Origin of the sequence: Streptomyces sp. A0592 (genome assembly GCF_004795115.1) — a bacterium.
GTDB lineage: Bacteria > Actinomycetota > Actinomycetes > Streptomycetales > Streptomycetaceae > Streptomyces > Streptomyces erythrochromogenes.
The window spans coordinates 105,720-131,894 of the sequence record NZ_SSBM01000013.1; the positions used below are offsets into that span (position 1 = coordinate 105,720).

General features: G+C 71.1%; 23 protein-coding genes and 2 pseudogenes. 2 read left to right on the forward strand and 23 right to left on the reverse strand.

Annotation, left to right across the window (positions count from 1 at the left end; genetic code table 11):
* Positions 1 to 1,584: 1,584 nt before the first annotated feature.
* The 8 genes and pseudogenes from E6U81_RS20350 to fmt all read right to left on the reverse strand — a co-directional run bounded on the left by E6U81_RS20350 (position 1,585) and on the right by fmt (position 7,116).
* On the reverse strand, positions 1,585 to 2,064 hold the full coding sequence (locus tag E6U81_RS20350; protein WP_136231534.1) for a hypothetical protein: 480 nt from the start codon (positions 2,062 to 2,064) through the stop codon (positions 1,585 to 1,587).
* A 27-nt stretch (positions 2,065 to 2,091) separates the two neighbouring features.
* Positions 2,092 to 2,349 carry a hypothetical protein gene (locus tag E6U81_RS20355; RefSeq protein WP_136231535.1) on the reverse strand — a complete coding sequence of 86 codons (258 nt, stop codon included), beginning with the start codon at positions 2,347 to 2,349 and terminating at the stop codon, positions 2,092 to 2,094.
* A gap of 11 nt (positions 2,350 to 2,360) precedes the next feature.
* Positions 2,361 to 3,005: a hypothetical protein gene (locus tag E6U81_RS20360; protein ID WP_136231536.1), complete on the reverse strand. Its 645-nt coding sequence runs from the start codon at positions 3,003 to 3,005 to the stop codon at positions 2,361 to 2,363.
* Between the two features lie 100 nt (positions 3,006 to 3,105).
* Positions 3,106 to 3,540, reverse strand: a complete 435-nt coding sequence (locus tag E6U81_RS20365) for a hypothetical protein (protein WP_206309975.1) — start codon at positions 3,538 to 3,540, stop codon at positions 3,106 to 3,108.
* Positions 3,541 to 3,621: 81 nt separating this feature from the next.
* Positions 3,622 to 3,909, reverse strand: coding sequence for a hypothetical protein (locus E6U81_RS20370; RefSeq protein WP_136231538.1), 288 nt, complete (start codon positions 3,907 to 3,909; stop codon positions 3,622 to 3,624).
* A 246-nt stretch (positions 3,910 to 4,155) separates the two neighbouring features.
* Positions 4,156 to 4,398, reverse strand: a pseudogene (locus E6U81_RS41115) (Imm21 family immunity protein); the annotation flags it as partial.
* Between the two features lie 156 nt (positions 4,399 to 4,554).
* Positions 4,555 to 6,030, reverse strand: a complete 1,476-nt coding sequence (locus E6U81_RS20380; protein ID WP_136231539.1) for a transcription antitermination factor NusB — start codon at positions 6,028 to 6,030, stop codon at positions 4,555 to 4,557.
* Between the two features lie 141 nt (positions 6,031 to 6,171).
* Positions 6,172 to 7,116: a methionyl-tRNA formyltransferase gene (gene fmt / locus E6U81_RS20385; RefSeq protein ID WP_136231540.1), complete on the reverse strand. Its 945-nt coding sequence runs from the start codon at positions 7,114 to 7,116 to the stop codon at positions 6,172 to 6,174.
* A 264-nt stretch (positions 7,117 to 7,380) separates the two neighbouring features.
* Between fmt and E6U81_RS20390 the strand changes: the two genes are divergently transcribed.
* The gene (locus E6U81_RS20390; RefSeq protein WP_136231541.1) at positions 7,381 to 7,929 is read left to right on the forward strand and encodes a hypothetical protein; all 549 of its coding nucleotides are present in this window, start codon (positions 7,381 to 7,383) and stop codon (positions 7,927 to 7,929) included.
* A 158-nt stretch (positions 7,930 to 8,087) separates the two neighbouring features.
* Here the strand turns inward: E6U81_RS20390 and E6U81_RS20395 are convergent, their stop codons facing one another.
* The 14 genes and pseudogenes from E6U81_RS20395 to pyrR all read right to left on the reverse strand — a co-directional run bounded on the left by E6U81_RS20395 (position 8,088) and on the right by pyrR (position 24,779).
* Positions 8,088 to 10,187 (reverse strand): primosomal protein N', encoded by a 2,100-nt coding sequence (locus E6U81_RS20395; RefSeq protein ID WP_136231542.1) that lies wholly within the window; start codon positions 10,185 to 10,187, stop codon positions 8,088 to 8,090.
* Between the two features lie 88 nt (positions 10,188 to 10,275).
* Positions 10,276 to 11,484 (reverse strand): methionine adenosyltransferase, encoded by a 1,209-nt coding sequence (gene metK / locus E6U81_RS20400; RefSeq protein WP_030656249.1) that lies wholly within the window; start codon positions 11,482 to 11,484, stop codon positions 10,276 to 10,278.
* A 197-nt stretch (positions 11,485 to 11,681) separates the two neighbouring features.
* Positions 11,682 to 12,949, reverse strand: a pseudogene (coaBC, locus tag E6U81_RS20405) (bifunctional phosphopantothenoylcysteine decarboxylase/phosphopantothenate--cysteine ligase CoaBC).
* Positions 12,950 to 13,026: 77 nt separating this feature from the next.
* Positions 13,027 to 13,299 (reverse strand): DNA-directed RNA polymerase subunit omega, encoded by a 273-nt coding sequence (gene rpoZ, locus E6U81_RS20410; RefSeq protein WP_004948662.1) that lies wholly within the window; start codon positions 13,297 to 13,299, stop codon positions 13,027 to 13,029.
* 74 nt (positions 13,300 to 13,373) lie between these two features.
* Positions 13,374 to 13,937 (reverse strand): guanylate kinase, encoded by a 564-nt coding sequence (gene gmk, locus E6U81_RS20415; RefSeq protein WP_136231544.1) that lies wholly within the window; start codon positions 13,935 to 13,937, stop codon positions 13,374 to 13,376.
* A 61-nt stretch (positions 13,938 to 13,998) separates the two neighbouring features.
* Positions 13,999 to 14,322 (reverse strand): integration host factor, encoded by a 324-nt coding sequence (locus E6U81_RS20420; RefSeq protein ID WP_030008746.1) that lies wholly within the window; start codon positions 14,320 to 14,322, stop codon positions 13,999 to 14,001.
* A gap of 380 nt (positions 14,323 to 14,702) precedes the next feature.
* Entirely contained in the window at positions 14,703 to 15,542 is an 840-nt protein-coding gene (gene pyrF, locus E6U81_RS20425; protein WP_136231545.1) for an orotidine-5'-phosphate decarboxylase, read from the reverse strand.
* Entirely contained in the window at positions 15,539 to 16,648 is a 1,110-nt protein-coding gene (locus E6U81_RS20430; RefSeq protein ID WP_136231546.1) for a quinone-dependent dihydroorotate dehydrogenase, read from the reverse strand. The genes pyrF and E6U81_RS20430 overlap by 4 nt, the downstream gene beginning before the upstream one ends.
* Before the next feature lie 89 nt (positions 16,649 to 16,737).
* Positions 16,738 to 20,046 carry a carbamoyl-phosphate synthase large subunit gene (carB, locus tag E6U81_RS20435; RefSeq protein ID WP_136231547.1) on the reverse strand — a complete coding sequence of 1,103 codons (3,309 nt, stop codon included), beginning with the start codon at positions 20,044 to 20,046 and terminating at the stop codon, positions 16,738 to 16,740.
* A complete protein-coding gene (gene carA, locus E6U81_RS20440) occupies positions 20,039 to 21,202 on the reverse strand; it encodes a glutamine-hydrolyzing carbamoyl-phosphate synthase small subunit (RefSeq protein WP_136231548.1) in 1,164 nt (387 codons plus the stop codon). Before carA ends, carB begins: the two co-directional genes overlap by 8 nt.
* Complete coding sequence (locus E6U81_RS20445; protein WP_136231549.1) at positions 21,199 to 21,780, reverse strand: hypothetical protein; 582 nt, start codon at positions 21,778 to 21,780, stop codon at positions 21,199 to 21,201. Before E6U81_RS20445 ends, carA begins: the two co-directional genes overlap by 4 nt.
* Positions 21,777 to 23,090: a dihydroorotase gene (locus tag E6U81_RS20450; protein WP_136231550.1), complete on the reverse strand. Its 1,314-nt coding sequence runs from the start codon at positions 23,088 to 23,090 to the stop codon at positions 21,777 to 21,779. The genes E6U81_RS20445 and E6U81_RS20450 overlap by 4 nt, the downstream gene beginning before the upstream one ends.
* Positions 23,091 to 23,092: 2 nt before the next feature.
* Positions 23,093 to 24,073 carry an aspartate carbamoyltransferase catalytic subunit gene (locus E6U81_RS20455; protein WP_136231551.1) on the reverse strand — a complete coding sequence of 327 codons (981 nt, stop codon included), beginning with the start codon at positions 24,071 to 24,073 and terminating at the stop codon, positions 23,093 to 23,095.
* Positions 24,074 to 24,203: 130 nt separating this feature from the next.
* On the reverse strand, positions 24,204 to 24,779 hold the full coding sequence (gene pyrR, locus E6U81_RS20460; RefSeq protein WP_136231552.1) for a bifunctional pyr operon transcriptional regulator/uracil phosphoribosyltransferase PyrR: 576 nt from the start codon (positions 24,777 to 24,779) through the stop codon (positions 24,204 to 24,206).
* 287 nt (positions 24,780 to 25,066) lie between these two features.
* On the opposite strand from pyrR, the gene bldD reads away from it, so the two are divergent.
* Complete coding sequence (gene bldD, locus E6U81_RS20465; protein ID WP_030026184.1) at positions 25,067 to 25,567, forward strand: transcriptional regulator BldD; 501 nt, start codon at positions 25,067 to 25,069, stop codon at positions 25,565 to 25,567.
* Between the two features lie 173 nt (positions 25,568 to 25,740).
* On the opposite strand, the gene nusB is transcribed toward bldD, so the two are convergent.
* A complete protein-coding gene (nusB, locus tag E6U81_RS20470) occupies positions 25,741 to 26,175 on the reverse strand; it encodes a transcription antitermination factor NusB (protein ID WP_136231553.1) in 435 nt (144 codons plus the stop codon).

Sequence of the window (26,175 nt, forward strand, 5' to 3'; positions counted from 1 at the left end):
CGTCTTCCGGTTCGTGCCGGTCCCTCAAGGGCGCTCCTTTGTCGCGTCGTTCGCGATGTCGCTGCGCTCCACCCTTGACCGCCCGTCCCGCCCCGGAAAATCGAGGACAACCGGGAACCCCCCAGAAGAACGGGCCGGGGGAGAAGACGCCATCGGGGCGTCGGAGAGGCCCGGGCAGAGCCCGCGCGCCCCAGATCGCTACGCGGTCCTGCCGGACGGCGTCCGCAGGCCTCTGTGGCTGGGCATAAGCCGCCATCGATCGCTACACGCGTCTCCGAGACGGCGCCTGCAGGCCTCCTGGGCTGGACATAAGCTGCCATCGATCGTCACGTGCTTCTCCGAGACGGCGTCCGCCCCTCGTTCGGGGCTGAGAGGGGCAGATTCGAGGGACGGAGGGCCGATCCATCGGCCCAGCCGATGCCAACCCCCATCAAGACCAAAGCAAGGTCACAACCACACGCCCAAACAAGGGCAATTGGTGCAAATGGAAGCCCCTTTGGGGTCCCTGCCCTCCCAGACCTGGATGGGCATCGCCTCAGCCGTCATCTGACGCCTTTCCTCCCCCCCAAACCGCCCGCAGACGCCGTCCGAGGCGGGCGCATCAGAGCGTCTGCGGCTTATGACCAGCCCCAGACGGTCTGCAGTCGCGCGATCGAAAAGCACGAAGCGATCTGAGGCGGCCTATGCCCAGCCACAGAGGCCCGCAGACGCCGTCCGGCAGGGCCGTGTAGCGATCTGAGGCGTCCCCCGACCACCCCGCCCCTCACTGACGTGCCCGTCCCTCTATCCCTCCCCCCGGCCCGTTCTTCTGGGGGCTTCCCGGCTGTCCTCGATTTTCCGGGGCGGGACGGGCGGTCAAGGGTGGAGCGCAGCGACATCGCGAAGCGACGCGACAAAGGAGCGCCCTTGAGGGACCGGCCCGACACGGAAGACGATAGGACGGACGGGAAACCCCCAGCACAACTCTGATACCGCCCCGCTCAGACCCCGCCCCCACACCACCGCCGCGCCTCCCACCCCCGCCCCGGCGAAACCCAGTCCCGCACCACCCCCGCCGCGCCACCCCCGCCGCGGCGGAACCCCGCTTTCCCGCCACCACCGCCCCGCGCTTCGTCATCCCGCCCCGCCGGAACACCGCACCCTCATCGCCCCCGCGCCTCCCACCCCCGCCCCGGCGGCATCGGCTGCTGTGGGGCGCCCTCGAACCGGTAGGCGTACATGGCTCGAAGGTAGGCCTTCAGGCCTTCGCCATCAGGGAACTCGATATCGGTCAGCCGCTCGTATTCGGCCGGACCAAAGGAATCATCGGAGATGATCTGTGCGAGTCCTGTGCGGATCAATTCCCCGTAGTTGTCGTTGAAGCTCAGCAGGGTTGACCTCAGATCGCCATCAACGAAGTAGCCCTGTCCAGGCTCAGCTGAGCCTGGAAGAAGTTTCTGAAAAGCGGGTCCATGGAAATCTTTCAGTAGAAATGGTGGCCGACGCGCCGCGCAAGTGGCGCAGCAGTCCCTCCAAGGCGGCCCAGGCCGGCCCTCGCGCCCAGCTGCACCGGGCGTTGTGTGAGCGGCGTCCGCTCGCGGTGTCTCAGAGCTGGACCACTGCGCCCTCTCCGGCGGACTCGACCAGCAGGTCCGGGCCGCCCGCGAGCAGTCCGGCCAGGACGCTCAGCGCCTGCGCGCGGGAGACGATGGGCAAGGCATGGATCAGCGCACGTGACGAGCAGCTGATGTCGAGCACCCTCATGACCGACTCCACGCCCAGACACCCGTCGACCGCGGAAACACCGGACGCCAGGTCCACCAGCTGCGTGGCCAGGTCGAACGGGCACTCCTCCTCCGCCGCCAGGGACCGCACGCCCCGGCCGATGACGTCCCTGACGTCGTCCAGCAGCACCCGGAGCGTGTCTGTGTCGAACAACTCGCCCAGCTTGTCATCGAAGTACTCGCTGTCGGCGAGCCGGACCAGTGCACGGGCAGCGTCCAGCCGAAGGGCCTCGGTCCCCTTCTCCCGTGACAGGTCCCGCTCGGCGACCGCATCGGCGAGCTGCGCGAACGTGCTGTCCACAGAGAACTTCCGGTCGATCGAGAAGTCCTACCAGGGGGCCTTCTTGGGATTCGCAGCGGCGCTGACGACTGCCTCGTAGCCCGCCGCCTCGCCCCAGGTCGTCAGCACCGCGCACGCCAGGAGCCGCTCGATCTCGGGTGTGCCGGGATCGTTCATCAAGGCGACGAGGCCGGGGACGCGGGTCAGGTGACGGGAACTCTCGAAGGCGTCGTGGATGACGTCGTCGATGTCGTCCGTGGGCCGTCCGTCGAAATCCGTACCGGGCAGTTCACGACAGCCGGGCACCAACCCGCCCACTAGCCGAGCGCCGCATCGGTGACGTCCGGTCCCAGCCCGTCGATGAGGTCGGGAGCCCCGAGTCCGTACCCCTCGGCCCGCCCGTAGTACGTCGGCTCGCCGGGCTCCGCCGCGACTCCGAGCACCTGCTCGAGTTCCTGCAGGGCCGCGGCGAGCCGCGGTGCGTTGTTGGCGTGGATGAGCGGCTGCGGCACACCCCGGAAATCACACTCGGCCCAAACGTCATGGAAAACGGACAGTTCGTCCCAGATTCCCAGCTCATTCGAAGTCAGCAGCAGTTCCACCAGGCGGTATTCCTCGTGCCGTGCACCGTTCGCGTCGATCCAGGCGCCCGAACCCAGCACGAGGACTCCACCGATGTCCGCCTGCGGGTTGCCGGTCGGTCGGCAGGCGTGGAGCCGATCAGGCAAGGCCGGATCGCCGAGCGGGCGCGCGCCGATGTTCAGGCGACTGGTCACGTTGAGGATGCCCTTGCCCGCCAGGGACCAGTCCCACTCAAGTGAGGCCGGCGCCAACAGGTCGTGAGCCAACAGCACCGCGCTCATACGCCCAGCGATCACGTGCAAGGACTCCAGGCCGGGCGCCGCCACCTCGTCCAGATCCCAGGTCCACGAGCCGCTCTCTTCGGGCGCGCGCATCAGCATCGTCTGCAAACTCTCCTACGTCGGGGCAGCGTCACTGCGGGAAGGCGGAAGGAAGGCGGAAGGGAGGCGGCAGGCCCACCACAGGTGTCGTGCTGCCGGCTCAGGAGGCGAGCAGAGCCTTGGCGCGAAGGAGGAGGTCGTCGTCCTCCAACTCCACGCGCTCCGCGTCGATGTCGGTGACGATCCGCCGCAGGACCTTCGCCCACTGGCCGATGAACTCCTCCACGGAGACACTGGCATCGCCCCGCGCGGCCAGCAGCGACTCGTAGTTGCCCAGCGTGCTGTGCCAGCGCGCCCGGATCCTCAGGGAATCGCCCTCGCGGAGGACTGCCCACTGGGCCGAGAACGTGTCCGACCCCCAGAAGACCTCGGCTTCCGAGAACGCCGGCCGCCGGATCTGCTCGAGCAGGGGCACCAGGTCGTCGAGAAGGGCAGCCAGGTCATGGCTGTACGACAGCCGGACCGGTACCAGGTTCCAGACGAGAAGGGCGTCCTCGCCCTCGGAGGGGTACATCTCACCGACCGCGTCAGCCATGTCGGTGGCCGAGCCGCACCTGCGAACGGCCGGGCAGCCGGCCTGGAGCGAAAAGCTCACCGCCGCACCACCGCAACTCGGTCACCCCGGCGGCATCGGCTGCTCCGGCCCGCCGCCGAACAGGTAGGCGCACATCGCCCGGAGGTAGGCATTCAGACTCTCCTTGTCGGGGAACTCAATATCGGTCAGGCGCTCATATTCGGCCGGCCCGAAGGCGTCGTCCGCCAGAGCCCGGCTGAAACCCGAACGAACCGCTTCGACGAACGGCTCGTTGAATCCCAGCAGCGTGGGCCTCAGGTAACCGCTCGTGTCATAACCTTCCACGTGGTTGAGATACGTCCCGACGAACCGCTCGAATCGCTCGTCCATGCGTCGTTTCCCGTCCGTATTGCCGTGGCCCACGACGGCGCCGCCCGCCCGCACGGGTGATCCATTTCTATCAACCTGGCATTGACGTCTGCAAAGCGAATGGGGTTCATTCCCTGCTGTCGGCCATCCCTGTCGCGGAGTTGTGACAAACGGCCCGGCAGGAGCTGGACCAGGTCCGGCCCGGTTCCTCTCGTCCGCCTCCGTGTGGACGGCCCGGACCTTCCAGCGGCGGGCGGGCTGGGGAGCCGGAGCCTGGGCGGGCATCCCGGCGTCGGGGTACTCGACGTTCAGTTCGGCCCCCGCTGCGGCCGAATCCATGAGCACGGCCGGACCGCCCGACGCCCACGTGCCGCACTCCTCCCACTCCGTGGCGGAGTCGGCGGCCGGCCGGCGCAGGAAGGCCCGGAACGCGGGCAGGTAGCAGGTGGTGGCCGGCTCGTCCGCCCGTACAAGGGCCTGTGCGCCGGCGGAGGGCGAGGAGGGAGCCATGGCATCGGGCTGCCGTCGCCCACTGACAGGGCCACGGCAGGGCCACGGCAGGGCCACAGCAGGACACGGCAGGCCAGGACAGCCCGCGGATACGCGACACCCCCCGCGACAGACATCGTCGCGGGGGGTGTCGAGGGTCGGGGGCCGGGGCTTCGGCTACGCCGTGCGGCGCAGCAGGGCCAGGTACATCGCGTCCGTCCCGTGCAGGTGCGGCCACAGCTGGACGTCCGGGCCGTCGCCGAGGCCGGGGACGCCCGCCATGAACGGCCGGGCGTCGATGAGTTCGGCGGACACCGGCGCGTTGCCGGAGCCGCGGCCCTTGAGGACGTCGTCCACCACGACGCGGGTCTCCGCCAGGTGCGGCGAGCACGTCGCGTAGCCGACGACCCCGCCGACCCGCACCGCCGACAGCGCCTGCCGCAGCAGCCCGCGCTGGAGCGGCGCGAAGCCCTCCAGGTCCTCCGGGCGGCGGCGCCAGCGGGCCTCCGGGCGGCGGCGCAGCGCGCCCAGGCCGGAGCACGGCACGTCCATCAGGACGCGGTCGAAGGAGCCCGGCAGCCACGCCGGACGGGTGCCGTCCGCCGTGATGACCTGGTAGGGGCCCGGGTTGCCCGCGAGGGCCCGCTCCACCAGTCGGGCCCGGTGCGGCTGCTTCTCCGAAGCCAGCAGGAACGCCCCCCGCTCGGCAGCGAGGGCCGCGAGCAGCGCCGCCTTGCCGCCCGGGCCGGCGCAGCCGTCGAGCCAGCGCTCGTCGCGGCCCTCGACGGGCACGGCCGCCAGGGCCATCGCCACGAGCTGGCTTCCCTCGTCCTGCACGCCGGCGCGGCCCTCGCGCACCGCCTCCAGCGCGCCAGGCTCACCGCCCTCGGCCATCCGGACCGCGTAGGGCGACCAGCGCCCGGGCAGCGCCGACTCCTCGCCGACCGCCTCCAGCAGCTCCTGGGTCGTGGACCGGCCGGGCCGGGCGACCAGCGTCACCTCGGGCCGCTCGTTGTCGGCCTCCAGCAGGTCCTCGATCCCGGCGCGCCCGCCGCCCAGCGCGTCCCACAGGGCGCTGACGACCCACCTGGGGTGCGAGTGGTAGACGGCGAGGTGCTCCTCAGCGTCGTCCTCGTACGGAGGCGCGACCCGCTCCAGCCAGCCGTCCATGTCGTGCGCGGCGATCTTGCGCAGCACGGCGTTGACGAACTTGGCGCGCCCGTCCCCGAGGACCACCCGGGCCAGCTCCACGCTCGCCGAGACGGCGGCGTGGGTGGGGATCCGGGTGCCCAGCAGCTGGTGCGCGCCGAGGGAGAGGACGTCCAGGACCGGCGGGTCGACCTCGCGCAGCGGGCGGTCGATGCAGGCCTTGATGACCGCGTCGTACGTGCCCTGGCGGCGCAGCGTCCCGTAGACGAGCTCGGTGGCCAGCGCGGCGTCGCGCGCCTCGAACTTCTCGTCCTGGCGGGCCTTCCTGAGCAGCGGCGGCAGGACGAGGTTGGCGTAGGCGTCGCGTTCGTCCACCGCCCGCAGCACCTCGAAGGCCAGCAGCCGGACGGGGTCCTTCTGGGGCCGACGATACGGCTTGGCCTGCTTGCCGCCCGCTCCTGCGGGAGCGGGCTTGCGACGGGGCTGGCGGGGCTGTTCGCTCACGTGAAAGGTGCTCCGGAGGTACGAGTGCTACGAGTACTACGAGTGTTACGGGTGGTGCGGCCGCCGGTGGGGCGGGCGGCGCGGCCGGGCGGTACGGGCCGCGCGTGGGCGCGGACCGGACCTGCGGCACGGCCGCACTGATCAGCCTACGTCGGCCCCGCCGAGCCGCTCGCCGGGGGCGATCCGCACGCCGCGCGCCCAGTCGGCGGCACGCATCGGCTTCTTGCCCTGCGGCTGGACCCAGAGCAGCTCGACGGCGTGCGAGCCGGTGCCGACGTGGACGTTGTTCTTGGTGGCGGAGAGCGCGCCCGGCTCCAGGTCCGTACGGTCGGCCACCATGCCCAGGGAGATCAGCTTGAGCCGCTCCCCGCGGAAGACGGTCCAGGCGCCCGGGGCCGGCGTGCAGCCGCGTACGACGCGGTCGGCGCGCATCGCGGGGGCCGTCCAGTCGATCCGCGCGTCGTCCACCGTGATCTTGGGTGCGAGGGAGATCCCGTCGAGGGGCTGGGCGACGGCGCGCAGGGTGCCGTCCTCGATGCCGTCCATGGTGGCGGCGAGGAGTCCGGCGCCGGCGAAGGCGAGCCGGGTGAGCAGGTCGCCGCTGTTGTCGGTCGGCCGGATCTCCTCGGTGAGGACGCCGTAGACCGGGCCCGAGTCGAGGCCTTCCTCGATCTGGAAGGTGGAGGCGCCGGTGAGCTGGTCGCCGGCCATGATCGAGTGCTGGACGGGGGCGGCTCCGCGCCAGGACGGCAGCAGGGAGAAGTGCAGGTTGACCCAGCCGTTGCGCGGGATGTCGAGGGCGCTCTTGGGGAGGATGGCCCCGTAGGCGACCACCGGGCAGCAGTCGGGGTCGATCTCACGCAGCCGGGCCTGGAACTCGGGGTCACGCGGCCGGGTGGGCTTGAGGACCTCGATGCCGGCCTCTTCGGCGCGTTCGGCGACCGGGCTGGCGACGAGCCGGCGGCCGCGCCCGGCCGGTGCGTCGGGCCGGGTGACGACGGCCGCGACCTCGTGTCGCCCGGAGGCGATCAGGGCGTCCAGGGCGGGTACGGCGACCTCGGGGGTGCCTGCGAAGACGAGCTTCACTGGGGGTCCTACCTCGCTATGTCGGCTGTCAGCAGCGCACCAGTCTATGGGGCGTCCGCCGGGCGGCCCACCTGTGGTGCGGCAGGTTCCCGTGCAGGGGGCGTGCGTACACGCGCGCGCCACTCGCATATGCCGACACGCCCCCACAGCGTGACCTGCATGACGGGTGGCGCGTTGGTCAAGAGAGATTGACCGAAACGGGCCGCGTGTGAACGATGTCTGCGGCCCGATCCGCCCTTCAGCACCGGTTCGAGAGGCTTCTTCATGGCCGACCACGCCACCCACGACGCCCAAGCCCGGGCCAGCCTGCACCTCCTGGTGCGGGACATCGAGCGGGTTCGCCGGCAGGTGGATGCCCTGCGTACGCTCACCGCCCAGCTCGGCAACGTGTACCGTCCCCGCCGCTCGGGTCCCTCCACGGGTTTCGTCGTCTACGGCAGGGCGCCCGCGCCCACCGTCCGCCTCGCCCAGGAGCTGCGGGACAGCGTGGAGACGCTGGTCACCGCCGCGGTGGACTTCGACCGTTCGCTCGGTTTCTCGTGGGACGCGGTCGGTTCGGCGCTCGGTGTCACCAAGCAGGCGGTGCACCGCCGCTACGGTGCCCGGCGCGCACAGTCCACGGAGGCCGCGGAGCCGCTGGCCGAGGGGACGACCACGCGGACCATGGGTCCCCTGCCCACCGTCCCAGCCGCCCGTTCGGTGCCGCCGCAGCCGGTGCGCGAGGAGGCGCAGGCCGCCGCCGGCGGTCCTCCCGGGCGGAGCCTGGGGGACGCGCCGCGCTCCCCCGCCTTCCCCGGTCCGCGCAACGGCTGACGCTGTCCCGCCGCCGGGACGCCGACCCCCGACGGCCGGCCGCCTCGGGCGCCGCGCATGGATCCGCCCCGGTCGGGACGCCCGTACGGGTCCCCGCCGGGGCTTCGGCGTTCGGTACGGCGCCCGGTGCGGCGTCAGGGCGACGCGCCGCGCCGGTGTCAGCCGATGTCCGCCGGGTCGATCCGGACCCGTACCGCGTCCGCCGCCGGGACACCGCGGGCCAGGCGCGCCGCCTGCGCGGACTTCAGCGCCGCCGCCAGGGCGGCTCCGCTGCCGGGCGGGACCCGGACCAGGGCCCGCTCCCCGGGAGAGGGCGCCCCGCGCCGTCCGGGAAGCGGCACCGGGCCGAGGATCTCGGCGTCGGCCGGCAGCCCGGCCCCGGCCAGGAAGGCCTCCAGTGCTTCGCCCCGCCCGGCGACCGCGGCCATCCGGGAGACGGGCGGGAAGCCGAGCTGGGCCCGCTCCGCGAGCTCCCGTACGGCGTGGCCCACCGGGTCCCACCGGACGAGGGCCTGTACGGGCCGCAGCGTCGGCTCGGCGACGACCACGACCTGACCGTCCGCGCGGACGAGGGAGGACGCGGCGATCCAGCGCCGCAGGGCGTCCTCGCCGGCCCGCAGGTCGGGACGGGTCAGCATGGCCCAGCCGTCGAGGAGCAGCGCCGCGGCGTACCCGGCGCCCGCCGCCACCGGTTCGGCGCCGGGGGTGCTGACGACCAGGGCAGGCCGGTCGGGCACCTCGTCCAGGATGTGGTCGCGTCCTGAGGTGCGCACGGGCACGGCCGGGAAGACCCGGCCCAGTTCCTCGGCGGTGCGCCGGGCGCCCACGACCCGGGCGCGCAGGCGGAAGGACCCGCACTCCCCGCAGTGCCAGGACGGCTCGCCGCGGCCGCACCAGCCGCAGGTCAGGTCCCGCTCGTCGGGGGCTTCCAGGGGTCCGGCGCAGACGGTGCAGCGGGCGGGGGTCCGGCACCGCTCGCACGCCAGCCGGGGTGCGTAGCCGCGGCGCGGCACCTGGACGAGGACGGGACCGGACTTCAGTCCTTCCCGTACGGTCTCCCACGCGAGGCTGGGGAGCCGGGCGGCGCGGGCCGCCTCGTCCCGGGCCAGGAGTTCGTCGCCGACGGTGCGGATCCGGGGCGCGGTGGCGCGTACCGTCTCGCGGGCCGCAACGAGCGGGCGGGCCCAGCCCGACTCGACGAGCTGGGCGGCCTCCACGGTGCAGCTGGTGCTGCCGGCGAGGAACGCGCAGCCGTCGCTGACGGCGCGCAGTTCGAGCACTTCGCGGACGTGCGGGAAGGGGGCGCGGTCCTCGCTGTGGCTGGTGTCGCCGTCGTCCCAGATCGCGACCAGGCCGAGGTCGCGGACGGGGGCGAACATCGCGGCCCGGGTGCCGATGACGGCGCGGACCGAGCCCCGGTGGACGGCAAGCCACTGGCGGTAGCGCTTCTCGGGGCCGGACTCGGCGGTCAGCAGGGCGTGCCGTCCTTCGCCGAGCAGGGCGGTCAGGGCAGCGTCGACCCGGCCGGCGGTCCGGCCGTCGGGGAGCACGGCGAGGGCGCCGCGGCCGGAGGCGAGGGTGGCGGCGACGGCCCGGGCGAGTTCGTCGGCCCAGCCGGGGCCGGGCAGGGCGGTCCACACGGCGCGCGGGGCGCCCCCGCCGGCGAGGGCTTGCAGGAAGCCGGGGCCCGCTGCGTAGCGCTCCCAGCCGCCGGGCTCGGGCGCGGCAGGTGGCGGAAGCGGCTCCGGGGAGGGCTTGGCCTCGGCGCGGGCGTTGCGCGGGGGCAGGGCGAGCTGGAGCACGTCGGCGAGGCTGCCGGCGTACCGGTCGGCGACGGCGCGGGCGAGGGCGAGCATGCCCGGGCCGAGGACCACCTCGGGCGAGACCACCTGGGCGAGGGCGGCGAGGGCTCCGTTGTAGTCGGACTCGGCGCGGCGCTCGACGATGAAGCCGTCGATGAGGCCGCCGCCCTCACGGCGGCCCCCGCGTACGTGGTGGGAGCCGGCGCCGAAGCGGACGCGGACGCGGACGCCGGGCTGGGCTGCCTCGGAGAGCTCGGCGGGCACGGCGTAGTCGAAGGTCCGGTCGAGGTGGAGCACGCCCTTGTTCACGAGGACCCGGGCGACGGGCAGCTCGTCGGCGAGGGCGGCCCCCCGCCAGGTACGCGGCTTCGCCTTGGGCGCCTTGGCCTTCGCCTCGGCGACCATCTCCCGGATCAGCGCGAGCTGCTCCGGCGGGGAATCATTCGCGCTGCTCACATCAGCATTCTTACCAAACCCCGCTGACAGGCGGGGATACGGACAAGGCCCCGGACCGTGCGGTCCGGGGCCTTGTCGCGGGTGATCCTTACAGACCGGCGGCGGCGCGCAGGGCGTCCACGCGGTCGGTGCGCTCCCAGGTGAAGTCCGGCAGCTCGCGGCCGAAGTGGCCGTAGGCGGCGGTCTGGGCGTAGATCGGGCGCAGCAGGTCGAGGTCGCGGATGATCGCGGCCGGGCGCAGGTCGAAGACCTCGCCGATCGCGTCCTCGATCTTCTGCGTCTCGACCTTGGCGGTGCCGAAGGTCTCGACGAAGAGGCCGACGGGCTCGGCCTTGCCGATGGCGTACGCGACCTGGACCTCGCAGCGCGAGGCGAGGCCGGCGGCGACCACGTTCTTGGCGACCCAGCGCATGGCGTAGGCGGCGGAGCGGTCGACCTTGGACGGGTCCTTGCCGGAGAAGGCGCCGCCACCGTGGCGGGCCATGCCGCCGTAGGTGTCGATGATGATCTTGCGGCCGGTCAGGCCGGCGTCGCCCATCGGGCCGCCGATCTCGAAGCGGCCGGTCGGGTTCACGAGCAGGCGGTAGCCCTCGGTGTCGAGCTTGATGCCGTCCTCGACGAGCTGGGCCAGGACGTGCTCGACGACGAACTCGCGGATGTCGGGCGCGAGCAGCGAGTCGAGGTCGATGTCGGAGGCGTGCTGCGAGGAGACCACGACCGTGTCGAGGCGGACGGCCTTGTCGCCGTCGTACTCGATGGTGACCTGGGTCTTGCCGTCGGGGCGCAGGTACGGGATGGTCCCGTTCTTGCGTACCTCGGACAGGCGGCGCGAGAGCCGGTGCGCGATGTGGATCGGCAGCGGCATGAGCTCGGGGGTCTCGTCGCAGGCGTAGCCGAACATCAGGCCCTGGTCGCCGGCGCCCTGCTTGTCGAGCTCGTCCTCGTCACCCTCGACGCGCTTCTCGTAGGCGGTGTCGACGCCCTGCGCGATGTCCGGGGACTGGGCGCCGATGGACACCGACACGCCGCAGGAGGCGCCGTCGAAGCCCTTCTTCGAGGAGTCGTAGCCGATCTCGAGGATCTTGTCCCGGACGAGCTGCGCGATCGGCGCGTAGGCCTTCGTCGTCACCTCACCCGCGATGTGCACGAGACCCGTGGTGATGAGGGTCTCCACGGCGACGCGAGAGGTCGGGTCCTCGGTGAGAAGTGCATCGAGGATCGTGTCGCTGATCTGGTCAGCGATCTTGTCGGGGTGGCCCTCGGTCACAGACTCCGAGGTGAACAGACGACGGGACACAACGCTCCCTGGGGTTGCAGCGGCTGCTGGCTGATCATTTGGCGGAACCACATCGGGGGCTGCGCCCGATCACGTTCCAGGTGCAGTTTATCGGTCGCCACCGTTGCGCGGACCATCCGTCTCGCCTTATGGGAGCCGTGTGACCTGCGGCACTCCCATTCTTACGTACGGAAGTGACCGAGTGAAGGGGAATCGGCTCAGGCGCGTCGCGACGTATACCGCTGCGTAACCTGGTCCCAGATCGCTTCGGCGAGGGCTTCCTTCGGACCGTAGGGCACAGGGATTTCCGACCCGTCCGAGGAGAGGATGATCGCCTCGTTCTCCTCGGATCCAAAGGTGCGGGTCTCTCCGACCTCATTCACGACGAGAAGATCACACCCCTTGCGGCGGAGCTTGGCCCGGCCGTTGTCGAGGACGTCGTCGGTCTCCGCGGCGAAGCCCACGATCACCTGGCCCTCGCGGGCCCGGTCGGCGGAGATCTCCGCGAGGACGTCCGGGTTGCGTACGAGCGCGACCGGAGCGGGGTCCTCCCCGTCCTTCTTCTTGATCTTCCCACCGGCGTACTCGGCGGGCCGGAAGTCGGCCACGGCCGCCGCCATGACCACGACGTCGGCGTCCGGCGCCGCCTTGAGCACGGCTTCCCGCAGCTGTACGGCCGTCCCCACGCGTACGACGTCCACCCCGGCGGGATCGGCCAGCGCGGTGTTGGCCGCGATCAGGGTGACCCGCGCCCCGCGGGCGACGGCCGTACGGGCGAGCGCGTAGCCCTGCTTGCCGGAGGAGCGGTTCCCGAGGAAGCGCACCGGGTCCAGCGGTTCGCGGGTGCCGCCCGCGCTGATGACGACGTGGCGGCCGGCGAGGTCCGGCGCGGCGACGCCGCGGCGCAGGACCTGCCGGCACACCTCGAAGATCTCCTCGGGGTCGGGCAGCCGCCCCTTGCCGGTGTCCTTGCCGGTGAGCCGGCCCACGGCGGGCTCGATGACGAGGGCGCCGCGCCGGCGCAGCGTGGCCACGTTCTCCCGGGTGGCGGGGTGCTCCCACATCTCGGTGTGCATGGCGGGGGCGAAGACCACCGGGCAGCGGGCGGTGAGCAGCGTGTTCGTCAGCAGGTCGTCGGCCAGCCCGTGGGCGGCCTTGGCCAGCAGGTCGGCGGTGGCCGGGGCGACGACGACGAGATCCGCGTTCTGGCCGATGCGCACGTGCGGCACCTCGTGGACGGTCTCCCACACCTCGGTGGAGGCCGGGTTCCCGGAGAGGGCGGCCCAGGTCGCCTCGCCGACGAAGTTCAGGGAGGCCGCGGTGGGCACCACCCGCACGTCGTGCCCGGACTCGGTCAGCCGGCGCAGCAGCTCGCACGCCTTGTAGGCGGCGATCCCGCCGCTGACGCCCAGCACGACCTTCGGCTTACCCATCCGCGCACACCCCTTTTGACACTCTCGACTCGTCCGCCGCGTTCGGCTCTGATCGTCGTACCCACCCATGACACACCACAGGCCCGGCAGATGTTCTGCCGGGCCTGTGGTGAAGAGATTTCTCGGTGCCTTACTGGGCCGGGGCCTCGATGGCCTCGGAGGTCAGCAGACCCGCGTTGATCTCGCGCAGCGCGATCGAAAGCGGCTTCTCGTGGACGTGGGTGTCCACCAGCGGGCCGACGTACTCGAGCAGGCCCTCACCGAGCTGCGAGTAGTACGCGTTGATCTGACGCGCGCGCTTGGCCGCGTAGATCACGAGGCTGTACTTCGAGTCCGTGGCCTCGAGCAGCTCGTCGATCGGCGGGTTGATGATGCCCTCGGGCGCAGTGATGGAAGAGGACACGCTCTACCTTCCGAAGATGGGTGAAAGATTGGGCCGTCTGCGGTCGGGCGATGCAGTGAAGATCTACCGACGATTCAGACAACTTCCATCAAGGCTAGCAGCTCACGGGCCACGTCCTCGACGGAGGTGTTGACCAGGGTGACGTCGAACTCCGACTCGGCAGCGAGTTCGATCTTGGCGGCGCCGAGTCGGCGCTCGATCACCTCGGCCGATTCGGTACCCCGGCCGGTGAGCCGGCGGACCAGCTCGTCCCAGCTCGGCGGGGCCAGGAAGACCAGCTGGGCCTCGGGCATGGACTCGCGGACGAGCCGTGCGCCCTGGAGGTCGATCTCCAGCAGTACGGGCTCGCCGTTTTCCAGGCGCTCCAGCACCGCGCCGCGCGGTGTGCCGTAGCGGTTGCCCGCGAACTCGGCCCACTCCAGCAGCTCGCCGTTGGCGATCAGCTTGTCGAACTCGTCGTCGTTGACGAAGAAGTACTGGACTCCGTGTCGCTCACCGGGCCGCGGCTTGCGGGTGGTGGCCGACACCGAGAGCCATACCTCGGGGTGAACCTTGCGCATATGCGCGACGACCGTGCTCTTGCCGACCCCTGAGGGGCCGGAGAGCACGGTCAGCCGCGGACGAACCTCTGCTGCCATAGAGCGATTATCCAGGTTCTCAGGACTGCCTGAGAACGCCGGGAGAACTTCAGTCGACGCTTCAGGCGCCGGTGCTGCCGAACTCACGCTCCAGAGAGGCGATCTGGTTGGAACCGAGACCTCGGACACGCCGGGACTCGGAGATGCCGAGACGCTCCATGATCTGCTTGGCGCGCACCTTGCCCACGCCAGGCAGGGACTCCAGCAGGGCGGAGACCTTCATCTTGCCGATGACGTCGTTCTCCTGGCCCGTCTTGATGACCTCTTGGAGCGAGGCGCCGGAGTGCTTGAGTCGATTCTTCACCTCGGCCCGCTCCCGGCGAGCCGCGGCGGCCTTTTCGAGCGCGGCTGCGCGCTGTTCAGGGGTAAGGGGCGGAAGAGCCACGCCTACGTCACCTCGGATGTCGAACTGTCGGATACGGACCGGTGGGGAACCCAAGGGCACCACACCAGGCGAGCTCCCGAACAGCGATGGAACTCGTTCGCTGCACGTTCACTCTGCTCGGAGACTAGCGGCCAACACCGCTCCAGTCAGCGAGAACGAACGAAAAGTCCTGGTCAGCCTCCGCTGAACCGTACATCACGGACAAAATACCCCTGTTTTGTCCGGTGAAGAGCGTTCGAATTTCGTCAGAAAGTGCGAGACCCCGCTCCGCGCGGATGCGGAGCGGGGTCCTTCAGAGGTCCCCCGGAGGTCCCTCAGGGGTCCGACAGGAGTCCGAGAGGGGTCCCCCGGCAGTCTCACGGGGCCCCTTCCGGCGCTCCTTACACGGAAACGGCCTCGCGGATCTCGTCGGCGAAGCGGCGGGCGGCGTCACGCAGCGCCGTGACGTCCGGTCCGTGCCGCAGGACGCCCCGCGAGACGTTCGGGACCACGTTGCGCACCGCCTTGCCGAAGACCGCTGGCAGGTCCGCCGCGGTCGCGCCCTGCGCGCCGATGCCGGGGGCCAGCAGCGGCCCGTTGATGTCCAGGTCGAAGGAGGACAGATCGCCCAGGGTGGCGCCGACCACCGCGCCGAAGGATCCCATCGGGGAGGCGTCCGCGTTCTCCGCGGCCAGGTGCGCCAGCATCGTGGCCCCGATGGTCCGGCCGTCCTCGCGGACCGCCCGCTGGACCTCGGCGCCCTCCGGGTTCGACGTCAGGGCCAGGACGAACAGGCCCGCGCCCGACGCGCGCGCCAGGTCGACAGCGGGCGCGAGGGAGCCGTAGCCCAGGTACGGGGACACCGTCAGCGCGTCGGAGAACAGCGGTGAAGCCGGGTCCAGGAAGGCCGAGGCGTACGCGGCCATCGTCGAGCCGATGTCGCCCCGCTTGGCGTCCATGACGACCAGGGTCCCGGCCGCCCGGGCGTCCGCGACGGTCTGCTCCAGGACGGCGACGCCCTTGGAGCCGAACCGCTCGAAGAAGGCGGCCTGCGGCTTGAAGACCGCCACCGACTCCGCGAGCGCCTCGACGACCGTGCGGGAGAACCGCTCCAGGCCCGCGATGTCGTCCTGGAGGCCCCACTGCGCCAGCAGGGCGGCGTGCGGGTCGATGCCCACGCACAGCGGGCCGCGGGAGTCCATCGCGGCGCGCAGACGGGTGCCGAACGGGGTCAGGGTCACTGTGCGGCCTTTCGGGTCTCGGCGCCCACCGCGTCGGCGAGCGTCGCGTACGGGCTGGCGGCCAGGCGCGCGGCCAGGCCCTTGTGGATGGCGCGGGCGTAGAAGGGGCCCTCGTAGATGAAGGCGCTGTAGCCCTGGACCAGCGTGGCGCCGGCCAGGATCCGCTGCCACGCGTCCTCGGCGTTCTCGATGCCGCCGACCCCCACCAGCACCAGGCGGTCGCCCACGCGGGCGTACAGGCGCCGCAGGACCTCCAGGGAGCGCTCCTTGACGGGTGCGCCGGAGAGCCCGCCGGTCTCCTTGACCAGGGCCGGGGAGGACTTCAGGCCGAGGCCCTCGCGCGCGATGGTGGTGTTCGTGGCGATGATGCCGTCGAGGCCGAGCTCCAGGGCCAGGTCGGCGACCGCGTCGACGTCCTCGTCCGCGAGGTCGGGGGCGATCTTGACCAGCAGGGGGACCCGGCGGTCTGTCACGGTGCGGTCCGCGGCCTCGCGCACGGCCGTCAGCAGGGGCCGCAGCGACTCGGTGGCCTGGAGGTTGCGCAGGCCGGGGGTGTTCGGGGAGGAGACGTTGACGACGAGGTAGTCGGCGTGGCCGGCGAGGCGCTCGGTGGAGGTGACGTAGTCCCCCACGGCCTCCTCCTCCGGCACGACCTTCGTCTTGCCGATGTTGACGCCGACGGTCGTCCTGAAGACCGCCTCGCGGGCCGCCAGGCGGGCCGCGACGGCCGCCGAGCCCTCGTTGTTGAAGCCCATGCGGTTGATCAGGGCGCGGTCCGGCACGAGCCGGAAGAGCCGCGTCTTGGGGTTGCCGGGCTGCGGCTCGGCGGTCACCGTGCCGATCTCGATGTGGTCGAAGCCGAGCATCGACATGCCGTCGATGGCGACGGCGTTCTTGTCGAAGCCGGCCGCGAGCCCGAAGGGGCCGTGCATGCGCAGGCCCAGGGCCTCCGTGCGCAGCTCCTTGTAGCGCGGGGCCAGGGCCGCCGCCACGAAGGTGCGCAGCACGGGCGTGCGGGCCGCGAGGCGGATCCACCGGAAGGCCGTGTAGTGGGCGGCTTCCGGGTCCATCCGCTTGAAGACCAGGTTGAAGAAGATCTTGTACATCGTCGAGAGGATCCCTCTGCGCTCGTGAAGAGGGGGACACCCGTCGTGAAACCGGTGTCCCCCTCTCCCTGTCCGGGCTGTACGGGTGCTTAGTCGCGGGCCGCGGTCAGGTGCTCCGCGTGCTCCTGGAGGGAGCGGACGCCCACGTCGCCGCGGTTGAGCGCGTCGATGCCCTGGACGGCCGCGGCGAGCGCCTGGACCGTCGTCAGGCACGGGACGCCGCGGGCCACGGCCGCCGTGCGGATCTCGTAGCCGTCGAGGCGGCCGCCGGTGCCGTACGGGGTGTTGACGATCAGGTCGACCTGGCCGTCGTGGATCAGCTGGACGATGGTCTTCTCGCCGTTCGGGCCCTCGCCCTCGCTGAGCTTGCGCACGACGGTGACGTTGATGCCGTTGCGGCGCAGGACCTCGGCGGTGCCGGAGGTGGCCATCAGCTCGAAGCCGTGGGCGACGAGCTCGCGGGCCGGGAAGATCATCGAGCGCTTGTCGCGGTTGGCGACGGAGATGAACGCACGGCCCTTGGTGGGCAGCGGGCCGTAGGCACCGGCCTGGGACTTGGCGTAGGCGGTGCCGAAGACGGCGTCGATGCCCATGACCTCGCCGGTGGAGCGCATCTCCGGGCCGAGGACGGTGTCCACGCCGCGGCCGTGGATGTCGCGGAAGCGCGACCACGGCATGACGGCCTCCTTGACGGAGATCGGCGCGTCGATCGGCAGGGTGCCGCCGTCGCCGGTCTTCGGGAGCAGGCCCTCTTCGCGCAGCTCGGAGATGGTGGCGCCGAGGGAGATGCGGGCGGCGGCCTTCGCGAGCGGGACGGCGGTGGCCTTCGAGGTGAAGGGCACGGTCCGGGAGGCGCGCGGGTTGGCTTCCAGGACGTAGAGGATGTCGCCGGCCATCGCGAACTGGATGTTGATCAGGCCGCGGACGCCGACGCCCTTGGCGATGGCTTCGGTGGAGGCGCGCAGGCGCTTGATGTCGTAGCCGCCGAGGGTGATCGGGGGCAGGGCGCAGGCCGAGTCGCCGGAGTGGATGCCGGCTTCCTCGATGTGCTCCATGACGCCGCCGAGGTAGAGCTCGTTGCCGTCGTAGAGGGCGTCGACGTCGATCTCGATGGCGTCGTCGAGGAATCGGTCGACCAGCACGGGGCGGGTCGGGGAGATCTCGGTGGACTCCGCGATGTACGACTCCAGGCGGGCCTCGTCGTAGACGATCTCCATGCCGCGGCCGCCGAGCACGTAGGACGGGCGGACGAGGACCGGGTAGCCGATCTCGTCGGCGATCGCCTTGGCGCCGGCGAAGGTGGTGGCGGTGCCGTGCTTGGGGGCGGGCAGGCCGGCCTCGGCGAGGACCCGGCCGAAGGCGCCGCGGTCCTCGGCGGCGTGGATGGCCTCGGGCGAGGTGCCCACGACCGGGACGCCGTTGTCCTTGAGGGCCTGGGCGAGGCCCAGGGGGGTCTGGCCGCCGAGCTGGACGACGACGCCCGCGATGGGGCCGGCGAGGGACTCGGCGTGGACGATCTCCAGCACGTCCTCGAGCGTCAGCGGCTCGAAGTACAGGCGGTCGGAGGTGTCGTAGTCGGTGGAGACGGTCTCCGGGTTGCAGTTGACCATCACGGTCTCGTAGCCGGCGTCGCTGAGGGCGAAGGAGGCGTGGACGCAGGAGTAGTCGAACTCGATGCCCTGGCCGATGCGGTTCGGACCGGAGCCCAGGATGATGACCGCGGGCTTGGTGCGCGGGGCGACCTCGGACTCCTCGTCGTACGAGGAGTAGAAGTACGGGGTCTTCGCGGCGAACTCGGCGGCGCAGGTGTCGACCGTCTTGTAGACCGGGCGGACGCCGAGGGCGTGGCGGACCTCGCGGACGACGTCCTCGCGCAGGCCGCGGATCTCGGCGATCTGGGCGTCGGAGAAGCCGTGGCGCTTGGCCTCGGCGAGCAGCTCGGGTTCGAGCTTCTCGGCGCCGGCGAGCTCGTCGGCGATCTCCTTGATCAGGAAGAGCTGGTCGACGAACCAGGGGTCGATCTTCGTGGACTCGAAGACCTCTTCCTGGGTGGCGCCGGCGCGGATGGCCTGCATGACGGTGTTGATGCGGCCGTCGGTGGGGCGTACGGCGGTGGCGAGGAGCTCGTCCTTGTCGCCGGGCTCGCCGACGAAGGTGAACTGCGAGCCCTTCTTCTCCAGGGAGCGCAGGGCCTTCTGGAGGGCCTCGGTGAAGTTGCGGCCGATGGCCATGGCCTCGCCGACCGACTTCATGGTCGTGGTGAGGGTGGCGTCGGCGAGCGGGAACTTCTCGAAGGCGAAGCGCGGGGCCTTGACGACGACGTAGTCGAGGGTCGGCTCGAAGGAGGCCGGGGTCTTCTCGGTGATGTCGTTGGGGACCTCGTCGAGGGTGTAGCCGATGGCCAGCTTGGCGGCGATCTTGGCGATCGGGAAGCCGGTGGCCTTCGACGCGAGCGCCGAGGAGCGCGAGACGCGCGGGTTCATCTCGATGACGATGACGCGGCCGTCGACCGGGTCGATCGCGAACTGGATGTTGCAGCCGCCGGTGTCGACGCCGACCTCGCGGATGATCGCGATGCCGATGTCGCGCAGGCGCTGGTACTCGCGGTCGGTGAGCGTCATGGCCGGGGCGACGGTGATCGAGTCGCCGGTGTGGACGCCCATCGGGTCGAAGTTCTCGATGGAGCAGACGACGACCACGTTGTCCTTGGTGTCGCGCATCAGCTCCAGCTCGTACTCCTTCCAGCCGAGGATGGACTCCTCCAGGAGCACCTCGGTGGTCGGGGAGAGCGTGAGGCCCTGGCCGGCGATGCGGCGCAGCTCGTCCTCGTCGTGGGCGAAGCCGGAGCCGGCGCCGCCCATGGTGAAGGAGGGGCGGACGACGACGGGGTAGCCGCCGAGGGTGTCGACGCCCTGGATGACGTCGTCCATGGTGTGGCAGATGACCGAGCGGGCGGACTCGCCGTAGCCGATCTTGGCCTTGACGGCCTCGACGACGCCCTTGAAGAGGTCGCGGTCCTCGCCCTTGTTGATGGCCTCGACGTTGGCGCCGATGAGCTCGACGCCGTACTTCTCCAGCACACCCTGCTCGTGCATGGAGATGGCGGTGTTCAGCGCGGTCTGGCCGCCGAGGGTCGGGAGCAGCGCGTCGGGGCGCTCCTTCGCGATGATCTTCTCGACGAACTCGGGGGTGATCGGCTCGACGTACGTGGCGTCGGCGATCTCCGGGTCGGTCATGATCGTCGCGGGGTTGGAGTTGACCAGGATGACGCGCAGGCCCTCGGCCTTGAGGACGCGGCAGGCCTGGGTGCCGGAGTAGTCGAACTCTGCGGCCTGTCCGATGACGATCGGGCCGGAGCCGATGACCAGGACGGACTGGATATCGGTGCGCTTAGGCACGCTCGGCCTCCATCTGGGCGGTGCTCATCAAAGACGTGAAGCGGTCGAAGAGGTACGCGGCGTCGTGCGGGCCGGCGGCCGCTTCGGGGTGGTACTGGACGGAGAAGGCCGGCTGGTCGAGCAGCTGGAGGCCTTCGACGACCTGGTCGTTCAGACAGACGTGGGAGACCTCGGCGCGGCCGTAGGGGGTCTCGGAGACCTTGTCGAGGGGCGCGTCGACGGCGAAGCCGTGGTTGTGCGCGGTGACCTCGACCTTGCCGGTGGTGCGGTCCTGGACCGGCTGGTTGATGCCGCGGTGGCCGTACTTCAGCTTGTAGGTGCCGAAGCCCAGGGCGCGGCCGAGGATCTGGTTGCCGAAGCAGATGCCGAAGAGCGGGGTCTTGCGCTCCAGGACGCCCTGCATGACGGCGACGGGGCCGTCGGCGGTGGCCGGGTCGCCCGGGCCGTTGGAGAAGAACACGCCGTCGGGGTTGACGGCGTAGACGTCCTCGACGGTGGCGGTGGCGGGCAGCACGTGGACCTCGATGCCGCGCTCGGCCATGCGGTGCGGGGTCATGCCCTTGATGCCGAGGTCGACGGCGGCGACGGTGAAGCGCTTCTCACCGATCGCGGGGACGACGTACTTCTCCTTGGTGGCGACCTCGGCGGAGAGGTTCGCGCCCTTCATCTCGGGCTGGGAGCGGACCTTGGCCAGCAGGGCCTCGTCGCGGATGCCGACCCAGGCCTCGCCGGAGAAGATGCCGACGCGCATGGCGCCGCGCTCGCGCAGGTGGCGGGTCAGGGCGCGGGTGTCGATGCCGGAGATGCCGACGACGCCCTGCTTGACGAGCTCCTCGTCCAGCGTGCGCCGGGAGCGCCAGTTGGAGGGGACGCGTGCGGGGTCGCGTACGACGTAGCCGGCGACCCAGATGCGGGAGGACTCGGGGTCCTCGTCGTTGACGCCGGTGTTGCCCACGTGGGGGGCGGTCATGACGACGACCTGGCGGTGGTACGACGGGTCGGTGAGGGTCTCCTGGTATCCGGTCATGCCGGTGGAGAACACGGCCTCGCCGAAGGTCTCCCCCACTGCGCCGTAGGCGCGGCCGCGGAAGATGCGGCCGTCCTCCAGGACGAGTACGGCGGGAGCTTTGGCTGCTCCCCTGGTGGAGGTCGTCATCGTTCGGCGCCTTCCGTCGTGATGGATGAGTTCATGAGGTTGATCGCTTCGACCCATGCGGCGTGCTCGGCCGCGCGGTCGGAGCGGAATCCGGAGTCGATCAGCTTGTCGCCGTGCGCCCATGTGACGACGAGGAGACCGCCCTCGGTGAGTACCTTGCCCGCGATTCCCTTGTCGAGGCGGGCGCCGCGCAGCTGCGCGGCCGGTACGAAGAAGTCGCCTGCACCCGGTCGGACCACGTCGAGGCCCGCGTCGGTGAGCGTGAGCTCGACCCGGCTGCGGACGCCCAGGCCGTGGGCGACAATCCGGTCGAGCCACTGCCCGGCGGTGGTGGACCCGTGGTACCGGCCGGTGAGTGCCAGCCGGTGCTCGGGGAGTCCGTCGGGGGCGGCGGGGAGCTCGGGCAGATCGTTCTGCAGGGCCCCTCGCCATTTCCAGCCCTGCCGCATCAGCCAGTACACGAACGCGATGAAGACGACCAGGCCGACCACCCATGCGATGCGGGCGCCCACGTTGGTCACCTCCGCCGACTGTCGTTCGGCGGCCTCGGCGGCCAGTTGGATTACTGCAGGTGTCACGCCAGTTTCCCGTCCACGACCGTTGCCCGGCCCCGCAGGAAGGTGTAAGTGACGCGTCCCGGCAGCTCACGGCCCTCGTAAGGCGTGTTGCGGCTGCGGGAGGCGAAGTGTGCGGGGTCCACGACACCACGGTACGAGGTATCGACCAAGGTCAGGTTCGCGGGTTCACCTGCCGAGACGGGACGGCCGTGGTTCTCGAGACTGCCGATGCGGGCCGGGGCGAAGCTCATGCGCTCGGCGACGCCCGCCCAGTCGAGCAGCCCGGTCTCCACCATCGTCTGCTGGACGACGGAGAGCGCGGTCTCCAGGCCGACCATGCCCATGGCGGCGGCGGCCCACTCGCAGTCCTTGTCCTCGTGCGGGTGCGGGGCGTGGTCGGTGGCGACGATGTCGATCGTGCCGTCGGCGAGGGCCTCGCGCAGGGCCATGACGTCGCGCTCGGTGCGCAGCGGCGGGTTGACCTTGTAGACCGCGTTGTAGCTGCGGACGAGCTCGTCGGTGAGGAGCAGGTGGTGCGGGGTGACCTCGGCGGTCACGTCGATGCCGCGGGACTTGGCCCAGCGGACGATCTCGACGGAGCCGGCGGTGGAGAGGTGGCAGATGTGGACGCGGGAGCCGACGTGCTCGGCGAGGAGGACGTCGCGGGCGATGATCGACTCCTCGGCGACGGCGGGCCAGCCGCCGAGGCCGAGTTCGGCGGAGACGATGCCCTCGTTCATCTGGGCGCCCTCGGTGAGGCGGGGCTCCTGGGCGTGCTGGGCGACGACGCCGCCGAAGGCCTTCACGTACTCCAGGGCGCGGCGCATGATCACGGCGTCGTCGACGCACTTGCCGTCGTCGGAGAAGACGGTGACGCGGGCGGCGGACTCGTGCATGGCGCCGAGCTCGGAGAGCTGCTTGCCCTCCAGGCCGACGGTGACGGCGCCGATGGGCTGCACGTCGCAGTAGCCGGATTCCTTGCCCAGGCGCCAGACCTGCTCGACGACGCCGGCGGTGTCGGCGACGGGGAAGGTGTTCGCCATGGCGAAGACGGCGGTGTAACCGCCGGAGGCGGCGGCGCGGGTGCCGGTCAGGACGGTCTCGGAGTCCTCGCGGCCGGGCTCGCGCAGGTGGGTGTGGAGGTCGACGAGGCCGGGGAGGAGGACCTGGCCCTCGGCCTCGATGACGGTGACGTCCTCGGCGGACAGGTCCAGGCCGCTGAGATCGATTTCGCCCTGCCGGGCGGTGGCGGCGATGGTCTCGCCGTCGATCAGGACGTCCTGCGCCTCGCCGCCGAGTACCTTCGCGCCACGGATAAGGATCTTGCTCATGGTTACTTGCTCTCCTCGGTACGGGCGGTGGTGACGGCGGGCTCGGAGCCTCCGAGCAGCAGGTACAGGACGGCCATCCGGGTGGAGACGCCGTTGGCGACCTGCTCGACGGCCGTGCAGCGGTCGGAGTCGGCGACCTGGGCGGTGATCTCCATGCCGCGGTTCATCGGGCCGGGGTGCATCACGATGGCGTGCTCGGGCATCTTGGCCATGCGGTCGCCGTCGAGGCCGTAGCGGCGGGAGTACTCGCGCTCGGTCGGGAAGAAGGCGGCGTTCATGCGTTCGCGCTGCACACGCAGCATCATCACCGCATCGGACTTCGGCAGCACGTCGTCGAGGCTGTACGAGACCTCGCACGGCCAGGTCTCTACGCCGATCGGGACCAGGGTGGGCGGGGCCACCAGGGTGACCTCGGCGCCGAGGGTGTGCAGCAGGTGGACGTTGGAGCGGGCCACGCGGCTGTGCAGGACGTCGCCGACGATGGTGATGCGGCGGCCGCCGAGGTCCTTGCCGAGGCCCGCGTCGCGGCCGACCAGGCGGCGGCGCATGGTGAAGGCGTCCAGCAGGGCCTGGGTGGGGTGCTCGTGGGTGCCGTCGCCGGCGTTGACGACGGCGGAGTCGATCCAGCCGGAGGTCGCGAGCCGGTAGGGGGCGCCGGAGGCGTGGTGGCGGATGACGACGGCGTCGGCGCCCATCGCCTCCAGGGTCAGCGCGGTGTCCTTGAGGGATTCGCCCTTGGAAACCGAGGAACCCTTGGCGGAGAAGTTGATGACGTCGGCGGAGAGCCGCTTGGCGGCCGCCTCGAAGGAGATCCGGGTGCGGGTCGAGTCCTCGAAGAAGAGGTTGACGACGGTGAGGCCGCGCAGGGTGGGAAGCTTCTTGATCGGCCGGTCCGCGACGCGGGCCATCTCCTCGGCGGTGTCGAGGATCAGGACGGCGTCGTCGCGCGTGAGATCGGCGGCCGAGATGAGGTGGCGCTTCATCTGGATGGCTCCGTAGGTCGGGAGGGCGGGGTGCAGGCGGACTGACGTGCAGCGGACTGACGTGCAGGGGTGCGAGCGGGCAGGGCAGGACTCGGCGCGGACCCCGCGGGGGTCCGTCGTCGTGGTGGGGCTACTGCCCTGCTGCCCGGGCGGTCCGCTGGCCGAGCAGCACGGCGTCACGGCCGTCCTCCTCCTGGAGCTGGACCTTGACGGTCTCCCGCAGCGACGTGGGGAGGTTCTTGCCGACGTAGTCGGCGCGGATCGGCAGTTCGCGGTGGCCGCGGTCGACGAGGACGGCGAGCTGCACGGCGCGGGGGCGGCCGAGGTCGCCGAGGGCGTCGAGGGCGGCGCGGATGGTGCGGCCGGAGAAGAGGACGTCGTCGACGAGGACGACGAGGCGGCCGTCGAGGTCGTCGCCGGGGATCTCGGTGCGGCCGATCGCGCGGGCGGGCTTCATCCGCAGGTCGTCGCGGTACATGGTGATGTCGAGGGAGCCGACCGGGATCTTCGTTCCGGTGATCTCTTCGAGTTTGGCGGCCAGCCGGCGGGCCAGGTACACACCGCGGGTGGGGATGCCGAGAAGCACCACGTCGTCGGCACCCTTGGCGCGTTCGACGACCTCGTGGGCGATACGGGTCAGGACCCGTGCGATGTCCTGCGCCTCCAGCACGGGGCGCGCGGAATCGGAGTTCTGCTGGGCGTCCATGAAAAGGACCTCCTTCTCCGCCTCACGGGACGGACCTTAAAGGACGTCTGATGTACGTCTCCCACGGTACCAGGGCGGCGGCGGTGGGTCGGCACCCGGGGGTGGTGCGGGGGCGTCCACGGGGCTGTTGGCGCCGCCCTCGCGGGGGGACGGAGACCATTCGGCTTGACGCACCCAAGTAACGCTGCGTAACCTCACAGTGAGTTACCAGCCGCGCGGCGGAGCCGCACGTAGTTATGTAGTCGCAGTGTCCATGCAGCCACAGCGTCACAGCGTCCGGGAGCGTTATGTCCAGCGAATACGCCAAACAGCTCGGGGCCAAGCTCCGCGCCATCCGCACCCAGCAGGGCCTTTCCCTCCACGGTGTCGAGGAGAAGTCGCAGGGCCGTTGGAAGGCCGTCGTGGTCGGGTCCTACGAGCGCGGGGACCGCGCCGTGACCGTCCAGCGCCTTGCCGAACTGGCGGACTTCTACGGGGTGCCGGTGCAGGAACTGCTGCCGGGCACGACTCCCGGCGGAGCGGCCGAGCCGCCGCCGAAGCTGCGCCTCGACCTGGAGCGTCTGGCGGGCGTGCCCGCCGAGAAGGCCGGCCCGCTGCAGCGTTACGCGGCGACGATCCAGAGCCAGCGCGGGGACTACAACGGCAAGGTGCTGTCGATCCGCCAGGACGACCTGCGCACCCTGGCCGTCATCTACGACCAGTCGCCCTCGGTCCTGACCGAGCAGCTCATCAGCTGGGGCGTGCTGGACGCGGACGCCCGCCGCGCGGTGGCGCACGAGGACGTCTGATCCTCACGCTGCACACCAGCAGAAACGTTACCGGTGGCTGCCGGACCCTTGCGGGGGTTCGGCAGCCACCGGTTTTTTCGTTCCCCGCGACACAACGGAAGGGCCCGCAGCGGGTGCGCTGCGGGCCCTTCCGTAAGGCGGTGCCGGTACTGCTGCGGGCGGCGGCGTGCGCGTCAGCTCTCGCTGCGCCGCAGGCTCGGCTTCAGGTCCTTGAAACGGGCCAGCAGCCCGTTGACGAACGAGGGGGACTCGTCCGTCGAGAACTCCTTGGCCAGCTGGACGGCCTCGTCGATGGCCACGGCGTCCGGGGTGTCGTCCACCCAGATCAGCTCGTAGGCACCGAGCCGCAGGATGTTCCGGTCCGCGACCGGCATGCGGTCGAGGTCCCAGTCCACGGCGTAGGTGACGATCAGGTCGTCGATGCGGTTCACCTTGTCGGCGTAACCCTCGACAAGATCCATCGTGAAGGCGCTGACCGGCGGCTGCCGGTCGTCCGACCGCGCGTGGCGGATCCAGTCCGCGAGGACCTCGCGGACGGACACCCCGCGCTGGTCGGCCTCGAAGAGGATCTGGAAGGCGCGCTTGCGCGCGTTGCTCCGGGCAGCCAC